Raw genomic sequence first — 24,064 nt, 5'->3', positions numbered from 1 at the left:
TTCTGACCGCCAGAGGAGGCTACTTGACCATTTGGACGTTGGATAATGGTTTCTAATACCCGCCGTTTGGCTTTCGGATCGATACCAATTAAGCGTACATATTCCCCTTCGTATTCGCCGAGGTGTGCTTCTATGGCTGCGATCGCTTCTCTTTCTGAGGAGGCTTGAATTTGACCGGTACTAGTCCAGGAACCTGTACGGAAGCGCCGTTGATCTACGTGTTCAAGGCTAATTTTTGAGCCACTAGCCAATAAGTGCCGAAGTTGGTCTACTACTTCAGAACTCAAGCGGTTACTGGTAGCTGTTCCCTTACCAGAGGGTGCTGCACTAGTAGTAAATGATTTCTGACTACCAGAGGAAGCTACTTGACCATTTGGACGTTGGATAATAGTCTCTAATACCCGACGTTTGGCTTTGGTGTCAATACCGATTAAACGTACATACTCGCCTTGATGGCTTGCTATACATTCTTCCAAAGCGGAGATGACTTGATTTGTGGAAGTTGCATCAATTGGCTTGCAACTAGTCCAGGAACCAGTGCGGAAACGACGCTCATCTACGTGTTCCATGCCAATTTTATAACCACCTGCCAAGAGTTGGCGGATTTGCTCTAGAGTTTCGCCACTGACTTTGCCACTGCTAGAACCGTTAGCGTTACCATTACCATTACTGCTGCTGTAACTGTTATTATTGCTACGACTAGCCGGAGCTTTAAAGCTAGTAGCTGGTTTTGCATCATCATTGGGACGTTGGATGATGGCCTCTAGCACGCGCCGTCTATCTTTATCAATGCCAAACAGTCGGACATACTCGCCGCTATGGTCATTTACACAGCTTTCTAATGCTGCGATCGCTTCACCGAGGGATCTCGGTTCGATTGGTTGACAACTAGTCCAAGAACCCGTGCGGAAACGTCTTTGGTCTACGTGTTCTGTACCAATTTTATACCCTTGCCCCAATAGATACCGCAACTGATCTATTGTTTCTGCACCCAAGCTATTGCTCGACACTTCACTACTCCTTTCCAACTCTAAAACAGTAATACCATTACCTGTATAAGATTTAGCATTCTCATCTCGGATGGGTGCTATACATTTAGTATCCGCAGCACAGAGATAACCAGCTCGTAATGCCTGATTAATCCCAACCACATGATGAGCAAATTCTTTATCCTGATCTTGCACATCTGGCAAGCGATCGGCTTGCTGCTGGCTGGTAATTATCGCTCCCGAAGGTACATACTTACCAGAGGGAATCTCTACGTCTTGAATCAAAGCGTGCATCATTACGATGCAACCTGCACCCACCCTGGCATTAAACACCGTAGAGCGAAAGCCAATGAAGGAATTATCACCTACATAAGCTGGCCCGTGAATTAGAGCCATGTGGGTAATGCAAGCGTTTTTACCAATCCATACTGAGTATTTATTTTGGTCATCGCCAATTACTCGGCCTTGCTCCAACCCATGAATGACAACACCATCTTGAATATTGGTGTTTTCACCCAGATAAAAAGGTGTGCCTTCATCCGCTCTAATCGTAGTCCCCGGAGCAACGATTACATTTGCACCTATTCGTACATCCCCAATCAGATTGGAGAATGAATGTACAAAAGCAGTTTCATGGATTTTGGGTTCAGCTAAATTCCTTGACCACGGGGTTGGGGGTGCCGCCGTGCTGCGGACTGCCATCGCGAGATTCCTCCTGTATTGTCTGCCATTAGTCATTTGTCCTTTGTCCTTTATCATTTGTCGAGAACTAATGACTAATGACCAATGACTAATGACTATCGATATTGATCTTTTTTGCTGTAAATTAGGCGATCTTCAACGTAAATAGTATCTATGATCGCCACTACTGCTGCATCCAATGGACGCTGTTCATTGCCAACAACTTGACGAGCGGCACTACCACGAGTGATGAGTACCCACTCATCTACTCCTGCTCCCACAATATCTGCTGCTACTTCATACTCTGGTAGGATATTGCCGTTTTCATCTACTAATTGTAACAACAGTAGTTTCACACCTCTAAGAGTTGGATCTTTTTGGGTGCTAACTACTGTGCCGCGAACTTTGGCAATTTGCATTACAAATTACGGTCTTCTACCGAAAGGACGAATTGCATTCACATTTTCCCGGAACTGCTCTACGTCTTCGGTATAACGAATTGGGAGGACGTATTCCAAGTTTTCGTGAGGACGAGCAATGATATGAGTAGACAGTACTTGTCCACCGTTAACTCGCTTTACAGATTCAACTCCTGCGGCCACAGAAGCTTGCACTTCCGAAACGTCACCCCGAACAATTACCGTCACCCGACCACTACCGATTTTTTCATAACCTACTAAAGTGACGCGGGCTGCTTTCACCATTGCATCAGCAGCTTCCACTACTGCTGGAAAGCCTAGCGTTTCAACCATTCCCACTGCAATTGACATTAGTTTTAATCCCTATTTCAAAGTTTTTAGCCTTGGACAAAAGTGATGCTCAATTAGACAAAGAGCGTTAATTACTTTGTTTAAAAAGCTTTTAAGTACGGAATTGTTCCACCGCTTCTGTGTAACGTATCGGTAAGACGTATTCCAGGTTTTCGTGAGGACGAGCAATGATATGAGTGGATAACACTTCACCACCAAAGACTCTTTTTGCCGCTTCAACCCCAGCCGCTACAGAAGCTTGCACTTCCGATACATCTCCCCGAACTATCACGGTGACGCGAGCGCTACCAATTTTTTCATACCCTACTAAGGTGACACGGGCGGCTTTCACCATCGCATCAGCAGCTTCCACCACTGCTGGAAAGCCCTTCGTTTCAATCATTCCAACTGCAATTGGCATCGCAGAACTCCTACAAAATTAATGCAATCTGTACTGTCGTTTGAATTTTTTGACGGGGAGAGCCTGATCTTATAGCTAAGAAAACACTTCCAAATTAAGCATAGGAAAGCTTGGCGTTCCTGGCAATATAAATTACTATAATAGTTTATGATAAGAAAGTTTTAAAAAACTTAACAAAAAGTTATCTAGGCTTCTGAGCAATTAAAGTTTACAGATTCCTTGAGCAGGCACTTATGCTTTATAATTTCTTTATCACATTTACAAAACGACATTCATAACCAAGGCTAATCCTATCTGATGATAGGTAAGCAGGGGCTGCATGTTTTGCTGTATCTATATTTCCTGAAATATTTCTAAGTGTACAATGACTAGGTAAAACATACATAAGTTTTTTAAATATATCGTATAAATTACTTTAGTTAAAGTAGAAAGAGAAATGTAAAAAGGTCGGTGATATTAAGGCAAGTAAATGCTTTTGCTTATGTAAAGTTATATTTTAATTATTATTTAATAGGGTAACGTTAAGTAAAAGTACTTCTGGAAGTTCAGTTAAAATAATAGTAAAAAACCCTCGATATTTTTGTTAAATTAATTTTATAAAATAAAGAATTGGTTGGAATTTTTTTAAAATCAAGGCTGAGTCATCAAGGGAAATTTAAATGGAGCAATTTCTATTTTCAACAAGTTGGTTTGTGCCTTTATATAGCTTATTTGGCGCAATTTTGACCTTGCCGTGGGGAATAGGAATAATTCAGCGAACAGGGCCAAGACCTGCGGCATACATCAACTTGTTGACGACCGTTTTAGCTTTTGTCCATAGCCTGTTTGTATTTAAAAATATCTGGGATAGAGAGCCAGAAAACTTACTAATCAATTGGTTCAAAGCAGCAGATTTAGACTTATCTTTTTCCTTAGAACTGTCGCCAGTCAGCATTGGGGCAACAGTTTTAATTACAGGGTTAAGCTTACTGGCACAAGTTTACGCTCTGGGTTACATGGAAAAGGACTGGTCGTTAGCACGTTTTTTTGCGCTGCTGGGATTCTTTGAAGCTGCGCTCACTGGTCTAGCGATTAGCGATTCTTTGTTTCTCAGCTATGCCCTATTGGAAGTCCTGACGCTTTCTACTTACTTGCTGGTAGGGTTCTGGTACGCTCAACCATTAGTAGTGACAGCGGCGCGGGATGCATTTTGGACTAAACGGGTAGGAGATTTGTTGCTGCTGATGGCTGTAGTGACACTTTCCACCTTAGCCGGGAGTTTGAACTTTTCGGATTTATATGAGTGGGCGCAAACAGCTAATTTAAGCCCAATGACATCGACTCTGCTAGGGTTGGCGTTAATTGCTGGGCCTGCTGGTAAATGTGCCCAATTTCCACTGCACCTGTGGTTAGATGAGGCAATGGAAGGGCCCAACCCCGCCTCGGTAATGCGGAACTCTCTGGTAGTAGCTGGTGGTGCTTATTTACTGTATAGATTTCAACCATTATTAGCTCTATCGCCAGTTGCCTTGAATGCCTTGGTAGTTATGGGCACAGTGACAGCAATTGGGGCCACATTAGTCTCCATCGCTCAAATTGACATTAAGCGATCGCTGTCTCATTCCACCAGTGCATACATGGGGTTAGTGTTTTTAGCAGTGGGGTTACAGCAAGGAGGTGTAGCCTTGATGTTGCTGTTAGCTCATGCGATCGCCAAAGCATTATTATTTATGAGTTCAGGTTCAGTCATCTTGACTACCCAAAGCCAAGACTTAACAGAAATGGGCGGTTTATGGTCGCGGATGCCAGCCACCACCACAGCCTTTGTAGTCGGTTCAGCCGGAATGGTAACACTCCTCCCCTTGGGAAGTTTCTGGGCAATGTTAGCATGGGCTGATGGTTTCGTGAATATTAACCCTTGGGTAATTGGGGTTTTAATATTAGTCAATGGTTTGACAGCATTAAATTTGACAAGAGTATTTAGATTAGTATTCTGGGGTAAACCGCAACAAAAGACCCGTCGCACCCCAGAAGTTGGTTGGCAGATGGCCTTCCCAATGGTGTTTCTGACAGTGCTGACTCTGCTTCTACCTCTAATGCTACAGCAATGGTACTTACTACCAGATTGGGAAAGTATTAATTGGTATGTGGTGTTAGCCTTGTTTGGTTCTACCGTAGTGGGAGTAGGCGTAGGGTGTACAGTTCATCTGCACAAAGCTTGGTCAAGATCCAGAATCTTGGCGTGGAGATTTCTGCAAGACCTGTTAGGTTATGATTTTTATATTGACCGAGTTTATCTTGTAACCGTGGTAAGTATAGTAGCACTGCTATCAAAAATCTCTGCTTGGAGCGATCGCTACTTGGTTGACGGTTTAGTAAACTTGGTTGGGTTTGCGACCATTTTTGGCGGACAAACCTTAAAGTACAGCATTTCTGGGCAATCACAGGGCTATATGTTGACCATCCTAGCAGTTGTCAGCGTCTTGGGGTTTTTCATCAGTTGGTCATTGGGTTTACTAGATAAATTGCCTTTTTAAGAGTGCTGAGTGCTGAGTGCTGAGTGCTGAGTTAAGGAGTTAAGGAGTTAAAAATTTATTATTTTCTCCCTGCTCCCCTGGTCACTGAGCGTAGCCGAAGTGCTGCCCCCCTGCTACCCTTACCTAAAGTCTATGCTTAGTGTTTTAATTCTAGTGCCGTTAATCGGCGCAGCTTTAATTGGTTTCTCCCCGTCTGGCATTAGTGGAAAATTCGCCCGTATAGTGGCTTTGGTTTTTGCCATTATCGCTTTCTTGTGGACAATCGTATTAGTAAGTCAGTTCCATCCAGGAGAAATTACTCAACAGTTTGCTGAGTCTCTCCCTTGGGTAGATGCTTTAGGCTTGAACTATAACCTTGGGATAGATGGTTTATCTTTGCCATTGCTAGTTTTAAATGGATTGTTAACTTGTATTGCCATTTACAGCAGTGATGAATCGCTACAGCGTCCCAAATTTTATTACTCTTTGGTACTATTATTAAGCACTGGGGTGACAGGAGCCTTTCTAGCACAGGATTTATTGTTATTTTTCCTGTTTTACGAATTGGAACTAATTCCGCTGTATTTGTTGATAGCCATTTGGGGTGGCGCCAAACGGGGTTATGCTGCGACTAAATTTCTCATTTATACAGCCGTTTCGGGAATCCTGCTTTTAGCAAGTTTCCTCGGTATGGTTTGGCTGAGTGGTTCCTCTAACTTTGCACTAGCAACCTTGAATGCGACAACTTTACCTCTAGGAACACAGCTTTTATTGCTAGCAGGAATTTTGATCGGTTTTGGAATTAAAATTCCCTTGGTTCCCTTTCATACTTGGTTGCCAGATGCTCACGTTGAAGCTTCTACACCGATTTCCGTGCTATTGGCTGGGGTGCTGTTGAAGTTGGGAACTTACGGTTTACTGCGCTTTGGCATGAACTTGTTACCAGAAGCTTGGGCTTATCTAGCTCCTTGGTTAGCAACTTGGGCAGTAGTGAGCGTACTGTATGGTTCATCCTGTGCGATCGCCCAAAGCGATATGAAAAAAATGGTAGCATACAGCTCCATTGGACACATGGGTTACGTGCTTTTAGCGGCGGCGGCGGCCACACCTTTAAGTGTATTGGGTGGTGTCATGCAAATGATTAGCCACGGCTTGATTTCCGCCATGCTGTTTTTGCTAGTCGGGGTTGTGTATAAAAAAGCTGGAAGCCGTGATTTAGCAATCATCCAAGGATTACTGAACCCAGAACGGGGTATGCCAGTAATCGGTAGTTTGATGATTGTCGGAGTCATGGCCAGCGCTGGTATACCGGGAATGCTAGGGTTTATTTCCGAATTCGTAATTTATCGGGGAAGTTTTGCAGTTTTTCCAGTGCAAACTTTGTTATGTATGCTTGGTACTGGTTTAACAGCAGTTTACTTCCTATTACTTGTTAACCGCGCCTTTTTTGGACGTTTATCTTCACCTGTTGTTAATTTACCACGTGTGTATTGGAGCGATCGCATCCCAGCTGCAATTTTAGCTGTGCTGATTGTGATTTTTGGCATTCAACCTGCTTGGTTAGTGCGTTGGACTGAACCAACAATTACAGCAATGGTAAATACCCAAAATGTAGTAGCAACAGTGTCCTTGGATAAAGCAATGGGGAATGGGGAGTAGGGAATGAGGAGTAGGGAATCGGGAATCGGGAATGGGGAAGAGTTTTCCCAATGCCCAATGCCCAATGCCCAATGCCCAATGCCCAATGCCCAATGCCCCAATCCCTAAACTTTTTGGAGAGATGGCAATGGTAACTATTAAAAAAAAAGCTCCTCACAATCCCTTAGCTGAGTATATTGAACGCCTACAAAAAGGAGATGCATTACTCCCCGATAGTCCAGAGAATGTGCTGGAAGTTGTGGGTATTCTTAAAAGCTATGGGGTAGTTTTAGATGCTTACTCAAAAAATCTTAACTATATTGCCGAGCATCAGTTTTTAGTATTTTTCCCATTTTTTAAATACTTTAATGGAGACGTTTCTTTTCAGAAATTACTCCGTCACTGGTGGCATGACCGAATTAATTTTGAATATGCTGAATATTGCATGAAAGGCATGATGTGGCACGGTGGCGGCGGACTAGATACGTATTTAGATACACAAGAATTTCAAGAAAGAGCGCAAGCCGTTATTGCCGCAAAATTTAAAAATAATCCCTTGATTCTGGGTATTAACCAACTGTTTCCAGATTTTTTAACAGAACAGTTGCGCGTCTCTACTTACTACACTGGTTTAGGTCAATTCTGGCGAGTCATGGCTGATATGTTTCTCAACTTATCAGACCGCTATGACCGAGGCGAAATTAAATCGATTCCCCAAGTTGTAGAACACATTAAAGCCGCGTTAGTCGCAAATGCATCAAACCCAATTACCTACGCTGTCAAAATTCGAGGTAAGGTCTATGAAATCATTCCCAAAAGCGTTGGTTTGACCTTCTTAGCAGATACAGCAATACCTTATGTAGAAGCAGTATTCTTCCGAGGAACTCCTTTCCACGGCACAGTTTCATACAACGCCCAAGCTTATCAAATCTCCCCAGATCAAAGTCGATTTCAATATGGTGCATTGTATGCCGATCCTTTACCCATCGGTGGCGCGGGTATTCCTCCTACCTTGTTGATGCAAGATATGCGTCATTATCTTCCAGAGTATTTGCACGAAATTTATCGTCGCAGTCTTCGGGGTGAAGATGATTTGCGAGTCCAAATTTGTATGAGTTTCCAAAAATCGATGTTTTGCGTGACGACAGCAACGATTTTGGGACTAATGCCTCATCCTTTAGATACTAAAGATCCAAATGAGCAAAAAGGTAATCGAGTTTATTTAGAGAAGTGGATGAGTCGGTTACAAACTTCGCGGTTGCTGGATGTGAATAAATGACAGATGATTCCACCAGTAATTACGAGGCATTCAAGCAATTCGAGCGCGACAAATTTTCTTTTGTAGCTCAAGAATACGATCGCGCCATTGCTGTTGTGACTTCTCAGGTAGATGAAGCCATCTTGGATGCCGTCGGAGCTAAGTCTGGTATTCGATTGCTGGATGTGGCTTGCGGAACTGGGTGGCTTAGTGCCGCAGCACTAAAGCGGCAGGCTATAGTAACAGGATTAGACTTTGCAGAGAAGATGGTGGACATTGCCAGAGTGCGATGTCCTCAAGGGTCATTCTATCAAGGGGATGCTGAGAACCTAACTTTTGAGTCGGGCCAATTTGAGGCGGTGGTTTGTAGCTTGGGTATCCTCCATTTCCCAAACCCAGAAAAAGCGATCGCTGAATCCTTTCGCGTACTCAAACCGGGAGGACGCTATGCTTTCACCTGCTGGACACCGCCAGCACGCAATCCATTTATGGCTCTGATACTGGGTTCGGTGCAGACTTATGGCAGCATGGATGTGAACTTACCTTCTGGGCCACCCCTGTTTCGCTTTGGCGACTCCACTGAATGCGAAATGGTTTTAAGCGCTCAGGGATTCACTCAGGTGTCTGTCACCGAACTGCCCATCAAGTGGACTTTCTCTACACCTGAAGATGTGATGCCAAAGATTATTGTAAGTTCGGCGCGTCTGGGGTCGATATTGGCAATGCAAAGCGATGAGCAACGGCGTAATATTGAAAACGCAATTATCGAGGGAGCCTCAAAGTATGCCACAGAAAATGGTGTGGAAATTCCCGCTTCTGTAATGCTGGCTGTAGGTTACAAACCATAAGCTAGAACAACTTTTTTTAATTCGATGAATTTAGTAATTTTTGAAGTGCTTTTCCATGACAAAATTTATCAGTTTTTGCCCTCTACGCTCTACTTCTTGCTTTTTAATAACAATAAATCCCTGATTTTCAAAAAAAGGTTTAGCTGTAATACTGGCTTCGGTAAATAACTTTTCCACTCCTAAAGAGTGTGCTTTTAATTCAATCTGTTCTAAGATTTTCTTACCAACGCCTTTCCTTTGAAAATCTTTATGACAATAGAAACGATCGATATGACCATTAGCTTCTAATTCTCCAAAACCAATAATTTTGTCTTCTTCTACTACATAAGTAAACTTACTTCTTAAACTTTTAATCCAAACTTCAATATCCATGTTTGCTGGTGCCCAAGCATCTACTTGTTCTTGTGTGTAATCATGAATATTCACTTCATGAATAGTGTCGTAGAACAATTTCATAATTTCTTTGGTATCAGCTATTTCGTATATTCTTAATTTCATAAAGAAAGTAATTAATCACAAATAATCCCTCTTCTAAGAAACAAGGCAGGAGGCAGAAGGGAAGAGGATTCTTGTTTCTTGCATCCATAACGGAATAGATGTAAATAAGTAGTTGATTTTTGATCAATATTATGCTTCTGGCTCAATGCCGAGCGATCGCAATTGAGCAGTCAGAATCTCATTTCGTTGGCGTTCAAGTTCTGCTCTTTCATCGCCAGTCAACAACAAATTACCTTGCAAATCCCACCAACGTAGCCAAGGTAATTGCATATTTTGGTAAACTCCATGCCAGATACCTAGCTCAACGCCTAAAGGATGTATGAGATAATGTCCCCGTTCGTTTGTTGGTAATGGCTGATACTTGCCCTCAATTAAGTGATACACTTCTATACTGGCTTTATTCACTTCATAAATGCCATAAAACGGAGGACGAATTACTTGCTCATAGATCCAAAATTTGCCCTTCCAAGGGGTTGTATCTCGTTCCTCACTCCCATCACCAGAGACGAATTCTAAAACAATTAATGGGGCAATAAATTCTCGCCACAATACATAAGACCTGCGTATTTGCCCGTCGAGTAAGGGCGGGACATTGGCAACATAAAACCAGTCTGGTGCGACTGCGCCTTTTTCTGGGGGGTCTGTCATCCGCCAATAGATGCCACAATCTTGACCAATACAATATTGCCCATCAGGGTGAAGTTTTTGCAATATCGGTTGAATCGAGTCGGTGATCAGAATGCTTTGGGGATGTTCCTGGAAGTTTTTCACAAATGTGCCATCGGACTCTGGTAGCTGCGTGTGGTCTGGGAAAGGGGTGAGGTCAGTGGGGTTGATGGCAGAGGTCATAAAGTTACCTTTGCATTAGCTAAAGGTTGTTTTTAGTTTAGCAATAAAGGGAGAAAAAAGCTTAGGCGTAGCCCGTCGTAGACATCGCAGTCTTTCTACAAAGCTAGGCTCAAGTTATTAAGGCTCTCTTGTGTGAGAATTAATCTAAGCATTTTGGGAGTTGCAAAGATGGCTTGGGTAGCTGGCGATCGCTTGCAAGGTGGAAAATACACCGTTGAGAAAGAGTTGGGAAGAGGACGCTTTGGCATTACTTATTTGGTCAAAAATAAGAATGGCGATCGCTTAGTCATTAAAACCTTAAATGATGACTTGCTAAATTCCCTTAATCAATTGGAACGCGAACGGCTAAAGACAATGTTTTTGCGGGAAGCTTTAAAGCTTCAAAAGTGTAAGCATAAGTATATTGTGGAGGTCGTAGACTCCTTTGAGGAAGCAGACTGTTTGTGTTTGGCAATGGAGTATGTGAATGAAGTGAGTTTGGCTGACTTGCGTCCACCAACACTTTCAGAACCAGATGCACTACGTTATATTCAGCAAATTGGAGAAGCACTGATAGTTGTACATGAAAATGAACTGATTCATCGGGATGTGCATCCAGGAAATATTTTGTTGCGGAAGCGAGAGGGACAGCTAGAAGCAGTGTTAATCGATTTTGGTTTAGCTTTGGATTTTGACCATATCTTAACTACAAGCCGAACTAAGGAAACTTCTGATGGATTTACGCCTCCTGAACTTTATGCTAGAGGTACTATAACTCGTGCGTATAGCGATATTTATTCACTGGCAGCTACACTCTATAAACTTCTGACGGGGAAAACACCTGTCGATGCAGTAAAGCGGAAAGTGGGCGGCGAGCATTTAGTGTCTCCAAAAGAATGGAATCCTCAGATTAGCGAAGACACAAACCGCGCAATTTTAAAAGGTATGCAGCTAGATCCTAAACAGCGTCCTCAATCTGCGAGTGCGATCGCTTGTTCGTTTTCCGCATACGTGGTAATGATTTTTGGCTGATACTCGGCTAGCAATTTACCATAAGATTCTGGATGAAAAGTACGGGTCATTTTCATTTTCAACGCCAAGTAATTGATTGCTCTTTCATCTATTAGGTTAACTTAAAAAATGGATGGTGCAATTGTTGAGAGTTGCTTTTTTAAATCTTCTAACAAAGATTCCAAAAACATCATATCATTGCTGATGTCTGAAACCTCATCATCATTCAAATTTTCTCTCTCTAATTGCTTTTGATAAGCTTCAATTCTGTATTCTAGTGCTTCAACAATAAATCGAATTGCTTTAGGAGAAAAATTCACGTTCAACAACTCCCTTAATTGACTTTGTAAAATGCCTCACCAACTAACCGCAATGCAGTTTTATAATCTTCTATTCTCATAGTGTAGCTTGGTTCCCACAGCCAGTGATTACCGTAATCATTCACCAAGCGGAGTTCGTTCAGAATATCAGTTCCCCTATCTAACTTCCACCAATTGTTTCCAACTCCCTGAGCTGCAAACGTTGAAATTCCGCCTGAACCTGCAATAACCCAAATATCACCATCTTCTTCGTAAGTTTCAATGTCTTTAGAACGAATGTTATCTATTCAAGGGAGAAGTCGCATTTCCTATACGGTATAAATCAACCGGAGTTTTTCTCATACCAATCAGCCAAAGACCTATGCTTCTAGTTCAACGCCGAGCGATGTCTAACGACAAACCGCTATGCGTCTAAGCAATATTTCTCTAAAACTCAAGCGATCGCTATTTAAATGTTATCTTTTTTCTATTGGTTGACCACCTAACCAAAAATCTCCCGATTTGAATTCGGGAGAGTGTCAAAAAACCCAAATGTATTGTCTTTATCAAGTAACAACCTCTTGCTTAGGCTTCCGCGCTGGACGCTTGCGTTCGCTGCGACGAACGCCCCCTGCCATTTTGTATTCATCGCTATTCTTGCCATACTTTGCAGCTACGCTGACTAACACATGTTCTGTTAGTTCCATCAGCGACTTTTCGGCTAATTCTAAAGCTCCCTGAGTTAGATCCACGGTGGAGAGGCTGGAGTTATAAACTTCCAACTTGTCCTGTGTTTTTTTGATGGCGGCGGCAAAGGTGTCAATAGTGACTCCATTACCTAAATCTAAGGTAGGACTAATCGATTTCAAACCCGCAATCCGACGCTGTGCCCTATCAAGTACTTTAGACCCACGTTTTGGACGTGACATAAATAACTTTCCTTTTCTTAATCATGCACTAGGATAAAAACTGACTTATATCCTTGTCTTTACACCATTAGGATAAACAAAATAGGGGTGATTAACACCCGCAATATTCAGTAGCATATAAATTATTTAGTACAAAAAATATTATATTTACTGCGTGAATTTATTGAGATTTATCCGAATTCAATAAACGACTGCCCGAATTCAATAAACGACTGCCCGAATTCAATAAACGATCGCCCGAATTCAACAAACGATCGCCCGAATTCAATAAACGACTGCCCGAATTCAATAAACGATCGCCCGAATTCAATAAACGACTGCCCGAATTCAATAAACGACTGCCCGAATTTAATATTGGGCTTCTCGCTTGATTGCAATATCGAACTGCTATTTAATTTTTGCGAAGCTCGGTGCGCTTTTATCTCGCTTTGCTGATGAAGATTCCCTGCGATCGCCCTGATTACTTGTCTGTAGGGTAGCACAGCTATGCTACTCTCCTTTATTCTCTTAGGCATCACTATTTTTTAGTACAAATATACTAATTAGCTGCTAAAATGCCTTACAAGTCAGCTAGCCTTGTTTGAGGTAGTATGCAAAAAATCCAAAACATTGACAAAAAGCCCATTTTGCGGAAAGTTTCGTTGTTGCAGCCTAAATCTGTAACTACTGCGATAGTGCCACTGCGACCCCAAGAGGAAAAAATCATCAGCGAAGGGGAGCGTTTCATAACACAAGTCAAACGCATCAATCAGATGGCAGAAGAATTAGAAGCAGCAATATTCGAGTTGAAAGCGATCGCTAACACCCTAAATACTCAAAAAAGTCACCCAATTCTAAATCAGGAGCCATACAAAAATATTTGTCAGTATTTTACAGTTAGCGTTCCTTGGGTGAAACGAAAGTCTGACAACTCATTTATTCTGACGACGCGAAAAGTTGATTTATTCCGAGCCGAAAGAGAAGCTACACAGTTAGCACATCAACTTCGTCAGCAAACCAAAAAAAGATTAGCATCGCAGCCACAGACAAAAAACAAGAATGGGGCTGAGGCTGACACAAAATGCTTGTTCAAAAAGGTATTAGTCAACAAATCTTAAAATTATCAACATTCAACGGCATCTCACCCTTGAGGTTGTAACAGTTATGCTGATTGAAGTGGCAGAAGGAACTTATTTCTCAAAATTGCTAGATACCACACTGCCATTATTTCTTTGCAACCATAGTTGGTGACAAAGAGACAAAGCCGCCCTAATATTTGCACTTCCGTAAAACCAGGGTGTAACATCAGGGACAATCAATCAGCGCACAGAAGAGGTAAAAAGAAGGTGTTAAAGACACTTTTAGTGATTGCCGTTGGTTTTTTACCGTCCTTGTTTTCCCTGTGGATGATTCGTAGAACCCAGCGATCGCGCTTGCGGATGAGGCAAGCAGCCATGAATTTTCCAGTGGTACAGGGACGGCACACCGCCAGACCTGTGGAAGGCGATCGCTATTATTTAGAAGGGGTAGGTTATCTGATTGGCGATATCAGCTGCAAGTTTAATGCTCGGTCTGGCTATATCCGCTGTGCAATCAATCCTGAAGGCCCGTGTAACGGTTGCCGTCACTACGAACCGAGAGAATTAACTGGTAATGAAAAAAGCACTTAAGATTCCTCACTCAATACTTAAGCGACCTAAAATTACGTGGATAGTTTTCTGGCGACTTTATAGCACTAGAACCAGGGAATGATAAAATCATTACTAATTATAATAATTTGTATTTACAAGCACTTTGAATATTTCTCTTTGCATGGTGAAATAAGAATGATTTAATAGAATTCGTGCAAAAGTGTAAATCTGCATTATTTTGTTTGCAGATTATGAACTTTGCTATTAACTCTTGCCGAATATCTCATAACTAGATGATTATCTAACGATGAACAACGCGATCGCCAGGACTTCAGCATTATTATCAACTTGCGCTTTGCTACTAACAGGTTGTGGTGGTGGCACTACCACAGTGACAAATTCTCCCACTAATACTCCAAATACTACCCCAAATAACACTGCAACCAATACTCCAGCGACAACGGGTACAGTATCAAGTGCTATTCCCATCGGTATTGGTGTTGCCCAAACTAGCAATGTGGCATTGCTGGGTCAAGAGCAAGTCGCTGGAGCCAAACTTGCCCAGAAGTATTTCAATAGTAAAGGTGGTGTTAATGGCACACCAATTAAATTAGTTTTTCAAGATACTAGTGGTGATGAAGCAGGAGCAATTAACGCTTTTCAAACTCTAATTAATAAAGATAAAGTTATTGGAATTGTGGGCCCTACTTTGTCACAGCAAGCCTTTAGTGCCGATCCAATTGGAGAACGGGCAAAAGTACCAATTATTGGCCCATCAAATACTGCTAAAAATATTCCTGAAATTGGTGATTACGTTGCTCGTGTTTCTGCACCAGTTTCCATCGTTGCGCCTAATTCGGTGAAAGCGGCACTTAAGCAAAATCCCCAACTGAAAAAAGTTGCAGTTTTCTATGCCCAAAATGATGCATTTAGCAAATCAGAAACGGAAATTTTTCAGCAAACAGTTAAGGATCAAGGGCTGGAATTGGTAACAGTGCAAAAATTCCAAACCAGCGATACAGATTTTCAAAGTCAAGCAACCAATGCGATTAATCTCAAACCAGATTTGGTAATTATTTCTGGCTTGGCTGCTGATGGTGGTAATTTAGTTAGGCAATTGCGGGAATTGGGTTATAAAGGCTTAATTGTCGGTGGAAATGGTCTAAATACATCGAATTTATTGCCAGTTTGTAAAGCACTTTGTGATGGGGTATTGATTGCTCAAGCCTACAGTCCAGAACATCCAGGTGAAATTAACGCAGCATTTCGTAAAGCCTATATTGAAGAATATAAAAAAGAACCGCCTCAATTTAGCGCCCAAGCTTTTGCAGCAGTGCAGGTTTATGTCGAAGCACTCCAATCTTTAGATAAAAAGAGCAAAATTAACAAACTACAGCTACCAGAATTACGGACGCAGTTAAACAAACAAATACTTGAAGGAACATACAATACACCTTTGGGTGAAATTGGTTTTACTCCTACAGGTGAAGTTGTGCAAAAAGATTTCTATGTTGCCCAAATCAAAATGGAAAAAGACGGTAGTCAAGGTAAATTTACATTTCTAAAATAGTTGCTAAATGAATATTAATATCTTTTTGCAGCAATTATTAAATGGGTTATCCATTGGCAGCGTCTATGCAATTTTTGCATTAGGATATACCTTGGTTTATTCTATATTGGGCATTATTAATTTAGCTCATGGCGCGATTTTTACCTTGGGTGCATATTTCACTTATGCACTTATGGGTGGGAACTTTGGATTTAATGGCTTGCTGGCTAATGCAGTCTTGCCGATAAAATTACCATTTGCTATAGCCTTGATTTTAGGAAGCACCTTGGCGGGATTGGTAGGGGTAGTGATGGAACGCGTTGCTTTTCAACCTTTGCGGCGTCAAGGCTCCGATCCTTTGCTAACTGTTGTTTCCAGTTTGGGGGTAGCAGTGGTAATTGTGAATTTAATCCAGTATTTAATAGGCGCGGAAAGTTACACATACCCCGCAAATACTTATGGTAATTTGCCACCTGCGATTAACTTTGGTAGTCCAGAAAACCCAATTCCGATTCGCAGTGTTCAGGTGGTAATTTTTACTGTGTCAGTTGTAATTGTGGCAATTCTTACCTATTTTATCAATCGAACTAAATATGGTAAGGCAATGCAAGCGATCGCAGAAGATCCAACTACAGCTAGTTTGTTAGGAATTAATAGCGATCGCTTTATCATCCTAACATTCTTCATTAGCAGTTTTTTAGCAGGATTAGCAGGAACTTTAGTAGCTTCTAGTGTTAGTATTGCAGGGCCATATTTCGGTATTGCTTTTGGTTTGCGGGGTTTAGCAGTAATTGTCTTAGGTGGTTTAGGTAGTATTCCTGGTGCTGTGGTAGGAGGTTTGTTAATTGGATTAATAGAGGCGTTTGTCCCTGCTGATTATTCTGGATATAAAGACGCAGTAGCCTTTGCAATTTTGTTTATCATGCTATTAGTTAGACCCCAAGGTTTGCTAGGACGGCGGTTTATTCAGAAAGTTTAAAGAGACGTAATGTTATGAAAACATACACCAAACAAAAATTAACTTTTGACCAATTTTTAGAACAGTGTCCAGAAGAAGGTTTATATGAACTTGTGGATGGAGAAATTGTAGAAGTGCGTGCAACCAGAAATCATGATGATGTCGCTAATTTTCTATTGTTTGGTTTCAATGATGAAATTAGGCGACTAAATCTGAATTATGTAGTTAATAACACAGCAGTCTTTAAAACTATAACTGCTAATGGCATAGAGCAAGGGCGTAAACCTGATGTAAGTGTCATAGATAAAGATAAATGGCGCTCAAATCGTTCTGCTTATGCTGCACTTGAAGAACCCATCCAATTAGCTGTAGAGGTGACATCAACTAATTGGGAAGATGACTACATTGATAAATTAGATGAATATCAACGCTTAGGTATTACAGAATATTGGATTGTAGATTATTTGGCAATTGGGCTAAGAGAATATTTAGGAAATCCAAAAGTTCCCGCTGTGTTTGTTTTTCTATTAAATGATGAGGGTAAATACCAATGCACACACTTTAGAGGTTCAGAACGAATTGGATCGCGAACTTTTCCCGATCTTGCGCTGACAGCAGAGCAAATATTAACAGCTTAAGAGTTGATATAAGCGATAGTTTGATTAAGTTTAATCAAAATATATTAAATAAAATGACTGATTTTTTCGCTACTTACGCTTCTTTGATTGTCTCTATGGTATTGGGGGCGCTATTAGGATTATCGCTTTACTTACCGCTAATGACAGGACAATTGTCTTTAGCTAGTCCTGGATTTTATGCTTTAGGTGGGTATATTGCAGCAATTTTATCTACCAAAGTTTTTACATCTAGCAGTAGTTTATTTCCCATTCCAGTATTGTTATTGGAGATGTTAATTGCGGGTGTAATTTCTGGATTATTGGGTGTAATGGTGGGAATTCCAGCATTGAGATTGCGAGGAATTTATTTAGCGATCGCAACTATCGCTTTTGTGGAAGTTCTGCGCGTCATCTCCCTCAATCTAGACATTACAGGCGGTGCTGTTGGAATTTTTGGTATTCCTCAACCTTTCCAAACACAACTTGAATATTTATGGATTGCTTTGCCTTTACTATTAATTAGTATGGTACTGCTTTATCGTTTAGAACGCATCCGCGTCGGCAGGGCTTTTATCGCAATCCGCGAAGATGAATTAGCTGCGGGTGCAATGGGAATCGATCCGACTTACTACAAAGTTTTGGCGTTTACATTAGGGGCTATGCTTGCAGGGGTTGTAGGTGCAATTAGCGCTCACTTCCTCAATACCTGGAATGCTCGTCAAGGTACTTTTGATGCCAGCATTATATATTTAACTTTTGTTTTAATCGGTGGTTCGAGAACTTTTTTAGGCCCGGTAATTGGAGGTATGGTATTTACAGCTTTACCAGAGATTCTGCGAAGCCTCGCTGATACTGGTGGTTTACCTAATTGGTTAGCACAGTTTTTGCGAGATGGTAGATTAATTATTTTTGGCTTACTTATAGTAATAGGTACAATCTTTTTCCCTCAAGGACTAATTACTCCAGATATTTTTCAAAGAAAAAAACGAATCGCCTTCGCGAAGCGTCTCGAAGAGAAGCACACAAAGGGCGTAAAATAATAAGAGTTTTAGAGGATTATTGCGTAAGTTTTATATTCATAATAGTATGCAAAAATGTCACATAGTATTTCAGGAACTAATAACAGTATTGTCTTAGAAGCAAGAGCATTAACTCGCCGCTTTGGTGGTTTAGTGGCGGTAAATAATGTATCTTTTAGTGTAAATAAACATGAAATTTTTGGACTGATTGGGCCTAATGGTGCTGGCAAAACAACATTGTTTAATTTGATTACTGCCTTCATTCCACCTTCTAGCGGTAAATTAATTTATCAAGGTGCAGCAATTTCCCAACTGCGTCCCCATCAAATCGCGGCTTTAGGTATCGCCCGTACCTTCCAAAATATCCGCTTATTTGGAGAATTATCGGCGTTAGAAAATGTGATAATCGCCCGACATTTACACACCAAAAGTAATATGATTACAGGTGTTTTGGGATTACCACCAGCGCCTCGCGAAGAATTAAAAACTAAGCAAAAAGCTTTCGATTTATTAGATTTGGTAGGATTAAGCGATCGCGCTGACGAAAAAGCCAAAAACTTTGCTTACGGCGATCAGCGGCGGCTAGAAATTGCCCGTGCTTTAGCATTACAACCGCAAGTTTTACTTCTCGACGAACCTGCGGCGGGAATGAACCCCAACGAAAAGCAGCAATTAAGTGAATTTATCCGTAGTCTGCGCAATGACTTTAATTTGACGATTGTCCTTATAGAACACCATGTACCATTGGTTATGGGTTTGTGCGATCGCATTGCTGTGCTAGATTTTGGTCAATTAATAGCTTTGGGTGAACCATCTATAGTTAGAAATGATCCGGCTGTAATTGAAGCTTATTTAGGAAATGAATGAATTTACATAGACAAAATACTCACAAATTCGTCTAAGGAATTCACCGCGATATCTCCGGTAAGCTTTGCTAACGCGCTATCCATTAAAGTTTCTAATTTTTCCACACTTTCACCCTCAAGCCTTGCTTCCACTTTATGAGGAATTTCACCAAAGCGTCGTCGTAATACTCGAATTAACTGCCGTTGTAGAACCTGCTGAAGACCTAGCTGAATATCTCTTCGCTCAATTTTTTGATACCAAGGCGATTCTCGCAATACTGCCATATCCCACCTTATGATTTGTTGCACTAAAGGCGATCGCACCTGTGAAATTTAAGCAGACAAACTTTGGATAAATTCTTCTAAAGAATTCACTGCGATCGCGCTATCCATTAAGCTTTCTAATTGTTCTACACTCTCGCCCTCAAGCCTTATTTCCACTTCATGAGGAATTTCGCCAAAGCGTTGTTCCAATACTCGGATTAACTGCCGTCGCGCACCCTGCTGAATACCTCTTTGCTCAATTTCTTGATACCAAGGCGATTCTCGCAATACTGCCATATCCCACCTCATGATTTGTTGCACTAAAGGCGTGTCCAACACAAAGCTAGCAAAAAATGCCAGCAATGATTCTAACTCGTTCAACTGTACATCTGCTCGTAGCGCCTGTAATGCGCGTTGCACAACTGCTACCTCTCCCCCTCCCCGTAGTATTGGCACAAAGGGTAACAACGATGGTAGTGGTTGCTCAAACACTATTTCAGCATCGATTTCCCACAAATTAATCGTGCGATAATCTTGGATAGCACGTAATCCCAAAAATTCCTGCTCGTAACTATTGACAATAGTTAAGGTAGATGGGGGCGGTAAAATGTTGATCAGTACTGGGTAAGTTGGCAATCGGTAGCGTTCTTGTGCCAAGGCAGTATAGGCTCTCATCCGTAGAGGCATCTGTGCCGTGTAACGCAGTTGTAGTTCATTGAGTACGAGAAAATCTCCGTGAGTAGGACTGTATGCTTTCACTAACACATCTGTTTCCCGACTAATCCAATGAAACTCAGAGCCAAGAATTTCTTTTGCCACGACTTCAGGACGCTGTGTCACCCACTTTACCCATGCATCGGGAGCTAAATTAATTAGTCGCTTGCTACCAATATCTGCTACTTTTGCCACTGGACGCTTGATATATTTATCAGTCATTAATGGTACATCATAAAGATTGCGGTATTATGGCGTTGGTTTGAAGTTGAAGCAATGTCTACGCACTGTTTTAAGAAATGTATGATTGATGTATCTTAGATTTTGAATCAACATTTCTGGATGTAAACCGCCCATGAAAGCCGATAGTAAGCCAAACTATACAATTTTAGAAGTTCAAGAACTTGATGTTAATTATGGCGGCATCCAAGCTTTAAAAAAGATTAATTTAATTATTCAAAAAGGCGAGGTAGTTACTCTAATTGGTGCTAATGGTGCTGGAAAAACGACTACACTCCGTGCCATATCTAAAGTAGTTAATCCTAAGAGTGGCGTAATTATCTATAATGGACATAATATTACTCGTCGCCAAACTCATGAAGTTGTACAACTTGGTATCGCCCATTGTCCTGAAGGACGCAGAGTATTAGCGCGGCAAACTGTATTTGATAATTTGCTTTTGGGTGCTTATATTCGCTCCAATCAAGCCGAGATCAAAGCAGATATTCAGCGCCAATTTGAGCTATTTCCCCGCTTGTCACAAAGACGCAATCAACTAGCAGGAACCCTTAGCGGTGGCGAACAACAAATGTTAGCGATCGCTCGTGCTGTCATGAGTAAACCACAACTGTTGCTTTTAGACGAGCCTAGCTTAGGTTTAGCACCTGCGATCGTCCGGGAAATCTTTTCTATTATTGAAAATCTGCGCGCTACAGGAGTGACTATTTTGTTAGTTGAACAAAACGCGAATTTGGCGCTGCAAATTGCCGATCGCGGTTATGTTTTAGAAGCTGGTTCTATTACCTTAACAGGGGCAGCATCAGAATTGATTAGTGATGAGCGAGTTAAAAAAGCTTATTTAGGGTAAATATTATATTGATGTTTACATTATTTAAGGATTCAACATCTAAAATCCGGTTGTCATGGGTTACTAGCAAAATTGTACCATTTTGCTGCTTTGCCAGTTTTTGCATTAGTTCCACCACATCTCAACCACTGGCTTTGTCTAGCGCTGCTGTTGGATCATCTGCCAAAATCAGTTGGGGTCAGTTTACCAAAGCCCGCGCGATCGCTACTCGTTGTTTTTGTCCGCCCGACAACTGGTGTGGATAAGAATGAATGCGCTTTTGCAGTCCCACTTGCCCTAATACCATTTCACGAAAGATTTGATGCAGATGTAAACCCTAAAAGCCTTGCTGTATATAAGTTTTTTAATTGCGAATTGCGAATTGGTATAAAAGGGTATTTGAAAAGTTTTGAGGGCTAAAATTTTATGCCAATCGCCTCACCACGATCCGGATCGTAGCAAGGTAGATAAACATTTAGTATTCCAATGTTAAGGTTTTGAATTTTGGTGTATTGTCCTCCAAGTTTGTATTTACTTGCTGATGGATCGCGTTCTCTTCAGCAATTGTTTGACTATTTAAAATAGCAAGACGCTGCTGAATCTGATGTCGGCGTGCTTCGAGTTTCTCTAGTTCCTCCTCTAAACGCTCCTTCTCTAACATCATTTTGTAAGCATTTAAGTAAGCTGTTGCTTGAGAACGTTGAGGAGGCATGGTGCTAAGTTTGGCTTGAATTTGTCTGCGGTTTGGAGTGCGATGCATAATAAATTTCTCTTTGGGTATGAAAGTATTTAGTCTAATTAGCCGTTAAAATAAACAGGCTGCTGCTGCTTGGATGCGTTCTAAAGGCTGAACTGAGCGAGGAAGCATTGGTAAGCGAACCATTGTCAAACCTGGAAAATCGCAATTAATGGTTGCCGTAGAATTAAAGCGGTTGAGAACAAGGTAATTCTGGCTCACACCTATTTCTTGCATAGATTTGAACAAGCGTTGTTGTTCGGCAAGTACGCTAGCCTGGTTAAGCGTAACCCCAATAAACTCTACTTGCTGTGGGTCTTTTAGCACTTTTTGGGCTTTGACTACGCGCTGTCGCAAAGTTCGTAAACGCCCCATAAACTCTGTACGACCAAGGACATTCTGATACTTGATCCAGAGTTTGAAAATCCAACCTAGCCAGTCTGCTAGTGCAGTTGGCATTTCTAGAAAACGCAGAAGATGACCTGTAGGAGCAGTGTCTAAAATAATCAAGTCTTCTTCTTGCTGCTCTAGCAATTCCATTACTGTTAACAGGGAAAGTATTTCATCAATCCCTGGTAAAGCTCGATCGACAATTTTGCGCCAGGCAGCAGGAGCATAGGCCATTTCAATAGCTTCGCTTGTTTGGGTTTCGCCACTCATCATTTGGGCCAGTTCCCATAGGTAATCGGTTCTGAATTGATCGACAATGCGATCGCCATCCACTTCCTGACCTCGAAGATTAGCGGTTATTTGATATGGTTCATGTCCTAAACTCAGACCAAAGGCATCACCCAAGGAGTGGGCTGGATCGATAGAAACCATACGAATTTTTCGATCGGGATGTTGTTGAGCCATAGCCCAACCAATGGCAGCTGCTACTGTGGTCTTGCCTACTCCACCCTTACCGCCAATTAGTAACAGGCGACGACCTTGGGTGAGAAAATCTCCAAAGCTAGGAGGAATTTTTTCAGGCCATTGAATTGAGAGTGGACGAACAGGAGATAGCGGTTCCAGCAGAGGAATATGAATTTGGTCGATCAGATGGCTGAGGGCTACAATTCCCAAAGGCTCCTTATCTTGCTGTGGCACAATAAACATCGGCTTTCCGTTAGCAAGAGCCGTATACTGGCTGATGAGCGGTTGTTGTTCTTGGTAACGATCTGCGTCAGTTGCACTGGCAAGGATTTGGTTAACAAACAATCCTCCGCAAGGCATCTGCAAAGTTTGTAAGGCTTCTAGGAATCGTTTTGACTCCAACCAACTCATTGGTTCGGCGATCGCAACTAACAAACAAGCTGTATGGGTGGGATCTTGAAGCAGAAGACGACCTTGCGACAGTTCAGCTTTCAGGGTTTGCAAAAACTCGTCAGCGCGATCGGGTGTGTAACTTCCAGCAAAGGTCTTGCTAATATACCGATGCTTTTCTTGAAACAGTTCAAGAGAGTGGAGGAAAGTGTCTAAAAAATCCATCAATCCAAACAAGTTGAGAGTATGACCGCTAGGAGCCATATCTACTACTACTCGATCTACCTGCTGCTCGTTGAAAAGGCGTTGGATTTCTAACAAGCCCATCAACTCGTCCAGTCCAGGCCAATTTAAATCCCAAACTGGAGACAAGTCTTCTCCTTCAACAAAACTACCGCGCTCCACTAACAGTTCTAACACCTGACCATAACGTTCTTTAAAGTCTTGTAGCAGAAGCTTTGCATCCAACGCCCTTACTCGTAGATTGGGTAGTTCCGCTATGGGACGAGGAATGTCATCAACGCTAACTTGTAAGACATCTCCAAGAGAGTGAGCCGGATCGGTTGAGATTAAAAGAATTTGCTCATTGGAAAATTTCTGTGCCCAACGACATGCAAAGGTGCAGGAGATTGTCGTTTTTCCGACTCCACCTTTGCCGCTAAACATAGCAAGGTGTAGGTTATCAAAAAGTTCCATCCCGTTTGTCATTTCTGGCGTTTTAGGATAAAGTTACTACATATTTTTCAAGTTTGTTTAAGTAATTTCCCTGAATAAAAATATTTAAAACCGAATTTAGG

General features: G+C 41.7%; 26 protein-coding genes and 2 pseudogenes. 13 read left to right on the top strand and 15 right to left on the bottom strand.

The window, feature by feature from the left end:
• Positions 1-32 precede the first annotated feature (32 nt).
• From V7K45_RS29060 to V7K45_RS29045, 4 genes and pseudogenes are all read right to left on the bottom strand, one after another.
• Positions 33-1,691 (bottom strand): annotated as a pseudogene (locus tag V7K45_RS29060) (ribulose bisphosphate carboxylase small subunit); the annotation flags it as partial.
• A gap of 95 nt (positions 1,692-1,786) precedes the next feature.
• A complete protein-coding gene (locus tag V7K45_RS29055) occupies positions 1,787-2,089 on the bottom strand; it encodes a EutN/CcmL family microcompartment protein (protein WP_094327600.1) in 303 nt (100 codons plus the stop codon).
• A 6-nt stretch (positions 2,090-2,095) separates the two neighbouring features.
• Complete coding sequence (locus V7K45_RS29050) at positions 2,096-2,440, bottom strand: carbon dioxide-concentrating mechanism protein CcmK (protein WP_010995041.1); 345 nt, start codon at positions 2,438-2,440, stop codon at positions 2,096-2,098.
• A 91-nt stretch (positions 2,441-2,531) separates the two neighbouring features.
• Positions 2,532-2,840: a carbon dioxide-concentrating mechanism protein CcmK gene (locus V7K45_RS29045; protein WP_012410633.1), complete on the bottom strand. Its 309-nt coding sequence runs from the start codon at positions 2,838-2,840 to the stop codon at positions 2,532-2,534.
• 659 nt (positions 2,841-3,499) lie between these two features.
• Here V7K45_RS29045 and V7K45_RS29040 point away from each other — a divergent pair.
• The 4 genes from V7K45_RS29040 (at position 3,500) to V7K45_RS29025 (ending at position 9,079) form a co-directional block, all read left to right on the top strand.
• Positions 3,500-5,356, top strand: a complete 1,857-nt coding sequence (locus tag V7K45_RS29040; RefSeq protein WP_335008833.1) for an NAD(P)H-quinone oxidoreductase subunit F — start codon at positions 3,500-3,502, stop codon at positions 5,354-5,356.
• Positions 5,357-5,488: 132 nt separating this feature from the next.
• The gene (locus V7K45_RS29035; RefSeq protein ID WP_335008831.1) at positions 5,489-6,994 is read left to right on the top strand and encodes an NADH-quinone oxidoreductase subunit M; all 1,506 of its coding nucleotides are present in this window, start codon (positions 5,489-5,491) and stop codon (positions 6,992-6,994) included.
• A gap of 127 nt (positions 6,995-7,121) precedes the next feature.
• Positions 7,122-8,252 carry a CO2 hydration protein gene (locus tag V7K45_RS29030; RefSeq protein ID WP_335009017.1) on the top strand — a complete coding sequence of 377 codons (1,131 nt, stop codon included), beginning with the start codon at positions 7,122-7,124 and terminating at the stop codon, positions 8,250-8,252.
• Positions 8,249-9,079 (top strand): class I SAM-dependent methyltransferase, encoded by an 831-nt coding sequence (locus tag V7K45_RS29025; protein ID WP_335008829.1) that lies wholly within the window; start codon positions 8,249-8,251, stop codon positions 9,077-9,079. The genes V7K45_RS29030 and V7K45_RS29025 overlap by 4 nt, the downstream gene beginning before the upstream one ends.
• Before the next feature lie 30 nt (positions 9,080-9,109).
• Here V7K45_RS29025 and V7K45_RS29020 read toward each other — a convergent pair whose 3' ends face one another.
• Both V7K45_RS29020 and V7K45_RS29015 read right to left on the bottom strand, forming a co-directional pair.
• Positions 9,110-9,577 (bottom strand): GNAT family N-acetyltransferase, encoded by a 468-nt coding sequence (locus V7K45_RS29020; protein ID WP_335008827.1) that lies wholly within the window; start codon positions 9,575-9,577, stop codon positions 9,110-9,112.
• A 129-nt stretch (positions 9,578-9,706) separates the two neighbouring features.
• Positions 9,707-10,426 (bottom strand): Uma2 family endonuclease, encoded by a 720-nt coding sequence (locus V7K45_RS29015; protein WP_335008825.1) that lies wholly within the window; start codon positions 10,424-10,426, stop codon positions 9,707-9,709.
• 168 nt (positions 10,427-10,594) lie between these two features.
• Between V7K45_RS29015 and V7K45_RS29010 the strand changes: the two genes are divergently transcribed.
• Complete coding sequence (locus V7K45_RS29010; RefSeq protein ID WP_335008824.1) at positions 10,595-11,437, top strand: serine/threonine protein kinase; 843 nt, start codon at positions 10,595-10,597, stop codon at positions 11,435-11,437.
• Positions 11,438-11,538: 101 nt separating this feature from the next.
• Here the strand turns inward: V7K45_RS29010 and V7K45_RS29005 are convergent, their stop codons facing one another.
• From V7K45_RS29005 to V7K45_RS28995, 4 genes are all read right to left on the bottom strand, one after another.
• Positions 11,539-11,736, bottom strand: a complete 198-nt coding sequence (locus V7K45_RS29005) for a hypothetical protein (RefSeq protein WP_335008822.1) — start codon at positions 11,734-11,736, stop codon at positions 11,539-11,541.
• Positions 11,737-11,750: 14 nt separating this feature from the next.
• Complete coding sequence (locus V7K45_RS33115; RefSeq protein WP_442942067.1) at positions 11,751-11,879, bottom strand: hypothetical protein; 129 nt, start codon at positions 11,877-11,879, stop codon at positions 11,751-11,753.
• A gap of 402 nt (positions 11,880-12,281) precedes the next feature.
• The gene (locus V7K45_RS29000; RefSeq protein WP_335008820.1) at positions 12,282-12,644 is read right to left on the bottom strand and encodes a hypothetical protein; all 363 of its coding nucleotides are present in this window, start codon (positions 12,642-12,644) and stop codon (positions 12,282-12,284) included.
• 170 nt (positions 12,645-12,814) lie between these two features.
• Entirely contained in the window at positions 12,815-13,159 is a 345-nt protein-coding gene (locus tag V7K45_RS28995) for a hypothetical protein (protein ID WP_335008818.1), read from the bottom strand.
• Positions 13,160-13,234: 75 nt separating this feature from the next.
• On the opposite strand from V7K45_RS28995, the gene V7K45_RS28990 reads away from it, so the two are divergent.
• The 7 genes from V7K45_RS28990 to V7K45_RS28960 all read left to right on the top strand — a co-directional run bounded on the left by V7K45_RS28990 (position 13,235) and on the right by V7K45_RS28960 (position 19,264).
• A complete protein-coding gene (locus tag V7K45_RS28990) occupies positions 13,235-13,741 on the top strand; it encodes a hypothetical protein (RefSeq protein ID WP_335008816.1) in 507 nt (168 codons plus the stop codon).
• Between the two features lie 228 nt (positions 13,742-13,969).
• Positions 13,970-14,293: a DUF6464 family protein gene (locus V7K45_RS28985; RefSeq protein ID WP_335008814.1), complete on the top strand. Its 324-nt coding sequence runs from the start codon at positions 13,970-13,972 to the stop codon at positions 14,291-14,293.
• A gap of 268 nt (positions 14,294-14,561) precedes the next feature.
• The gene (locus tag V7K45_RS28980) at positions 14,562-15,824 is read left to right on the top strand and encodes an ABC transporter substrate-binding protein (RefSeq protein WP_335008812.1); all 1,263 of its coding nucleotides are present in this window, start codon (positions 14,562-14,564) and stop codon (positions 15,822-15,824) included.
• A 7-nt stretch (positions 15,825-15,831) separates the two neighbouring features.
• Complete coding sequence (locus V7K45_RS28975; RefSeq protein ID WP_335008810.1) at positions 15,832-16,782, top strand: branched-chain amino acid ABC transporter permease; 951 nt, start codon at positions 15,832-15,834, stop codon at positions 16,780-16,782.
• Positions 16,783-16,796: 14 nt separating this feature from the next.
• A complete protein-coding gene (locus tag V7K45_RS28970; protein ID WP_335008808.1) occupies positions 16,797-17,399 on the top strand; it encodes a Uma2 family endonuclease in 603 nt (200 codons plus the stop codon).
• 53 nt (positions 17,400-17,452) lie between these two features.
• The gene (locus V7K45_RS28965) at positions 17,453-18,418 is read left to right on the top strand and encodes a branched-chain amino acid ABC transporter permease (protein ID WP_335008806.1); all 966 of its coding nucleotides are present in this window, start codon (positions 17,453-17,455) and stop codon (positions 18,416-18,418) included.
• 54 nt (positions 18,419-18,472) lie between these two features.
• A complete protein-coding gene (locus V7K45_RS28960; RefSeq protein WP_335008804.1) occupies positions 18,473-19,264 on the top strand; it encodes an ABC transporter ATP-binding protein in 792 nt (263 codons plus the stop codon).
• A gap of 2 nt (positions 19,265-19,266) precedes the next feature.
• On the opposite strand, the gene V7K45_RS28955 is transcribed toward V7K45_RS28960, so the two are convergent.
• Both V7K45_RS28955 and V7K45_RS28950 read right to left on the bottom strand, forming a co-directional pair.
• A complete protein-coding gene (locus V7K45_RS28955) occupies positions 19,267-19,551 on the bottom strand; it encodes a DUF4351 domain-containing protein (protein WP_335008802.1) in 285 nt (94 codons plus the stop codon).
• Between the two features lie 24 nt (positions 19,552-19,575).
• Positions 19,576-20,415: an Rpn family recombination-promoting nuclease/putative transposase gene (locus V7K45_RS28950; RefSeq protein ID WP_335009015.1), complete on the bottom strand. Its 840-nt coding sequence runs from the start codon at positions 20,413-20,415 to the stop codon at positions 19,576-19,578.
• 160 nt (positions 20,416-20,575) lie between these two features.
• Between V7K45_RS28950 and V7K45_RS28945 the strand changes: the two genes are divergently transcribed.
• Positions 20,576-21,307 carry an ABC transporter ATP-binding protein gene (locus tag V7K45_RS28945; RefSeq protein ID WP_335008800.1) on the top strand — a complete coding sequence of 244 codons (732 nt, stop codon included), beginning with the start codon at positions 20,576-20,578 and terminating at the stop codon, positions 21,305-21,307.
• Here the strand turns inward: V7K45_RS28945 and V7K45_RS28940 are convergent.
• From V7K45_RS28940 to V7K45_RS28930, 3 genes and pseudogenes are all read right to left on the bottom strand, one after another.
• Positions 21,285-21,590: pseudogene (locus tag V7K45_RS28940) on the bottom strand (ATP-binding cassette domain-containing protein); the annotation flags it as partial. The gene V7K45_RS28945 and the pseudogene V7K45_RS28940 overlap by 23 nt on opposite strands.
• Before the next feature lie 171 nt (positions 21,591-21,761).
• Positions 21,762-22,046, bottom strand: coding sequence for a hypothetical protein (locus V7K45_RS28935; RefSeq protein WP_335008798.1), 285 nt, complete (start codon positions 22,044-22,046; stop codon positions 21,762-21,764).
• 45 nt (positions 22,047-22,091) lie between these two features.
• Positions 22,092-23,963: an ArsA family ATPase gene (locus V7K45_RS28930; RefSeq protein ID WP_335008794.1), complete on the bottom strand. Its 1,872-nt coding sequence runs from the start codon at positions 23,961-23,963 to the stop codon at positions 22,092-22,094.
• Between the last annotated feature and the right edge of the window lie 101 nt (positions 23,964-24,064).

The sequence above is a fragment of the Nostoc sp. genome (assembly GCF_036917375.1).
In the GTDB taxonomy this organism is placed as follows: domain Bacteria; phylum Cyanobacteriota; class Cyanobacteriia; order Cyanobacteriales; family Nostocaceae; genus Nostoc.
Note: the sequence above shows the minus strand (reverse complement) of the source record. Positions and strands in the feature narration are given on the sequence as shown.

Excerpts from the sequence above, each read along its gene's own strand:
- V7K45_RS29055 (WP_094327600.1), bottom strand. The coding sequence starts at position 2,089 with ATGCAAATTGCCAAAGTTCGCGGCACAGTAGTTAGCACCCAAAAAGAT.
- V7K45_RS29050 (WP_010995041.1), bottom strand. The coding sequence starts at position 2,440 with ATGTCAATTGCAGTGGGAATGGTTGAAACGCTAGGCTTTCCAGCAGTA.
- V7K45_RS29045 (WP_012410633.1), bottom strand. The coding sequence starts at position 2,840 with ATGCCAATTGCAGTTGGAATGATTGAAACGAAGGGCTTTCCAGCAGTG.
- V7K45_RS29040 (WP_335008833.1), top strand. The coding sequence starts at position 3,500 with ATGGAGCAATTTCTATTTTCAACAAGTTGGTTTGTGCCTTTATATAGC.
- V7K45_RS29035 (WP_335008831.1), top strand. The coding sequence starts at position 5,489 with ATGCTTAGTGTTTTAATTCTAGTGCCGTTAATCGGCGCAGCTTTAATT.
- V7K45_RS29030 (WP_335009017.1), top strand. The coding sequence starts at position 7,122 with ATGGTAACTATTAAAAAAAAAGCTCCTCACAATCCCTTAGCTGAGTAT.
- V7K45_RS29025 (WP_335008829.1), top strand. The coding sequence starts at position 8,249 with ATGACAGATGATTCCACCAGTAATTACGAGGCATTCAAGCAATTCGAG.
- V7K45_RS29020 (WP_335008827.1), bottom strand. The coding sequence starts at position 9,577 with ATGAAATTAAGAATATACGAAATAGCTGATACCAAAGAAATTATGAAA.
- V7K45_RS29015 (WP_335008825.1), bottom strand. The coding sequence starts at position 10,426 with ATGACCTCTGCCATCAACCCCACTGACCTCACCCCTTTCCCAGACCAC.
- V7K45_RS29010 (WP_335008824.1), top strand. The coding sequence starts at position 10,595 with ATGGCTTGGGTAGCTGGCGATCGCTTGCAAGGTGGAAAATACACCGTT.
- V7K45_RS29000 (WP_335008820.1), bottom strand. The coding sequence starts at position 12,644 with ATGTCACGTCCAAAACGTGGGTCTAAAGTACTTGATAGGGCACAGCGT.
- V7K45_RS28995 (WP_335008818.1), bottom strand. The coding sequence starts at position 13,159 with ATGCCTAAGAGAATAAAGGAGAGTAGCATAGCTGTGCTACCCTACAGA.
- V7K45_RS28990 (WP_335008816.1), top strand. The coding sequence starts at position 13,235 with ATGCAAAAAATCCAAAACATTGACAAAAAGCCCATTTTGCGGAAAGTT.
- V7K45_RS28980 (WP_335008812.1), top strand. The coding sequence starts at position 14,562 with ATGAACAACGCGATCGCCAGGACTTCAGCATTATTATCAACTTGCGCT.
- V7K45_RS28975 (WP_335008810.1), top strand. The coding sequence starts at position 15,832 with ATGAATATTAATATCTTTTTGCAGCAATTATTAAATGGGTTATCCATT.
- V7K45_RS28970 (WP_335008808.1), top strand. The coding sequence starts at position 16,797 with ATGAAAACATACACCAAACAAAAATTAACTTTTGACCAATTTTTAGAA.
- V7K45_RS28965 (WP_335008806.1), top strand. The coding sequence starts at position 17,453 with ATGACTGATTTTTTCGCTACTTACGCTTCTTTGATTGTCTCTATGGTA.
- V7K45_RS28960 (WP_335008804.1), top strand. The coding sequence starts at position 18,473 with ATGTCACATAGTATTTCAGGAACTAATAACAGTATTGTCTTAGAAGCA.
- V7K45_RS28945 (WP_335008800.1), top strand. The coding sequence starts at position 20,576 with ATGAAAGCCGATAGTAAGCCAAACTATACAATTTTAGAAGTTCAAGAA.
- V7K45_RS28935 (WP_335008798.1), bottom strand. The coding sequence starts at position 22,046 with ATGCATCGCACTCCAAACCGCAGACAAATTCAAGCCAAACTTAGCACC.
- V7K45_RS28930 (WP_335008794.1), bottom strand. The coding sequence starts at position 23,963 with ATGGAACTTTTTGATAACCTACACCTTGCTATGTTTAGCGGCAAAGGT.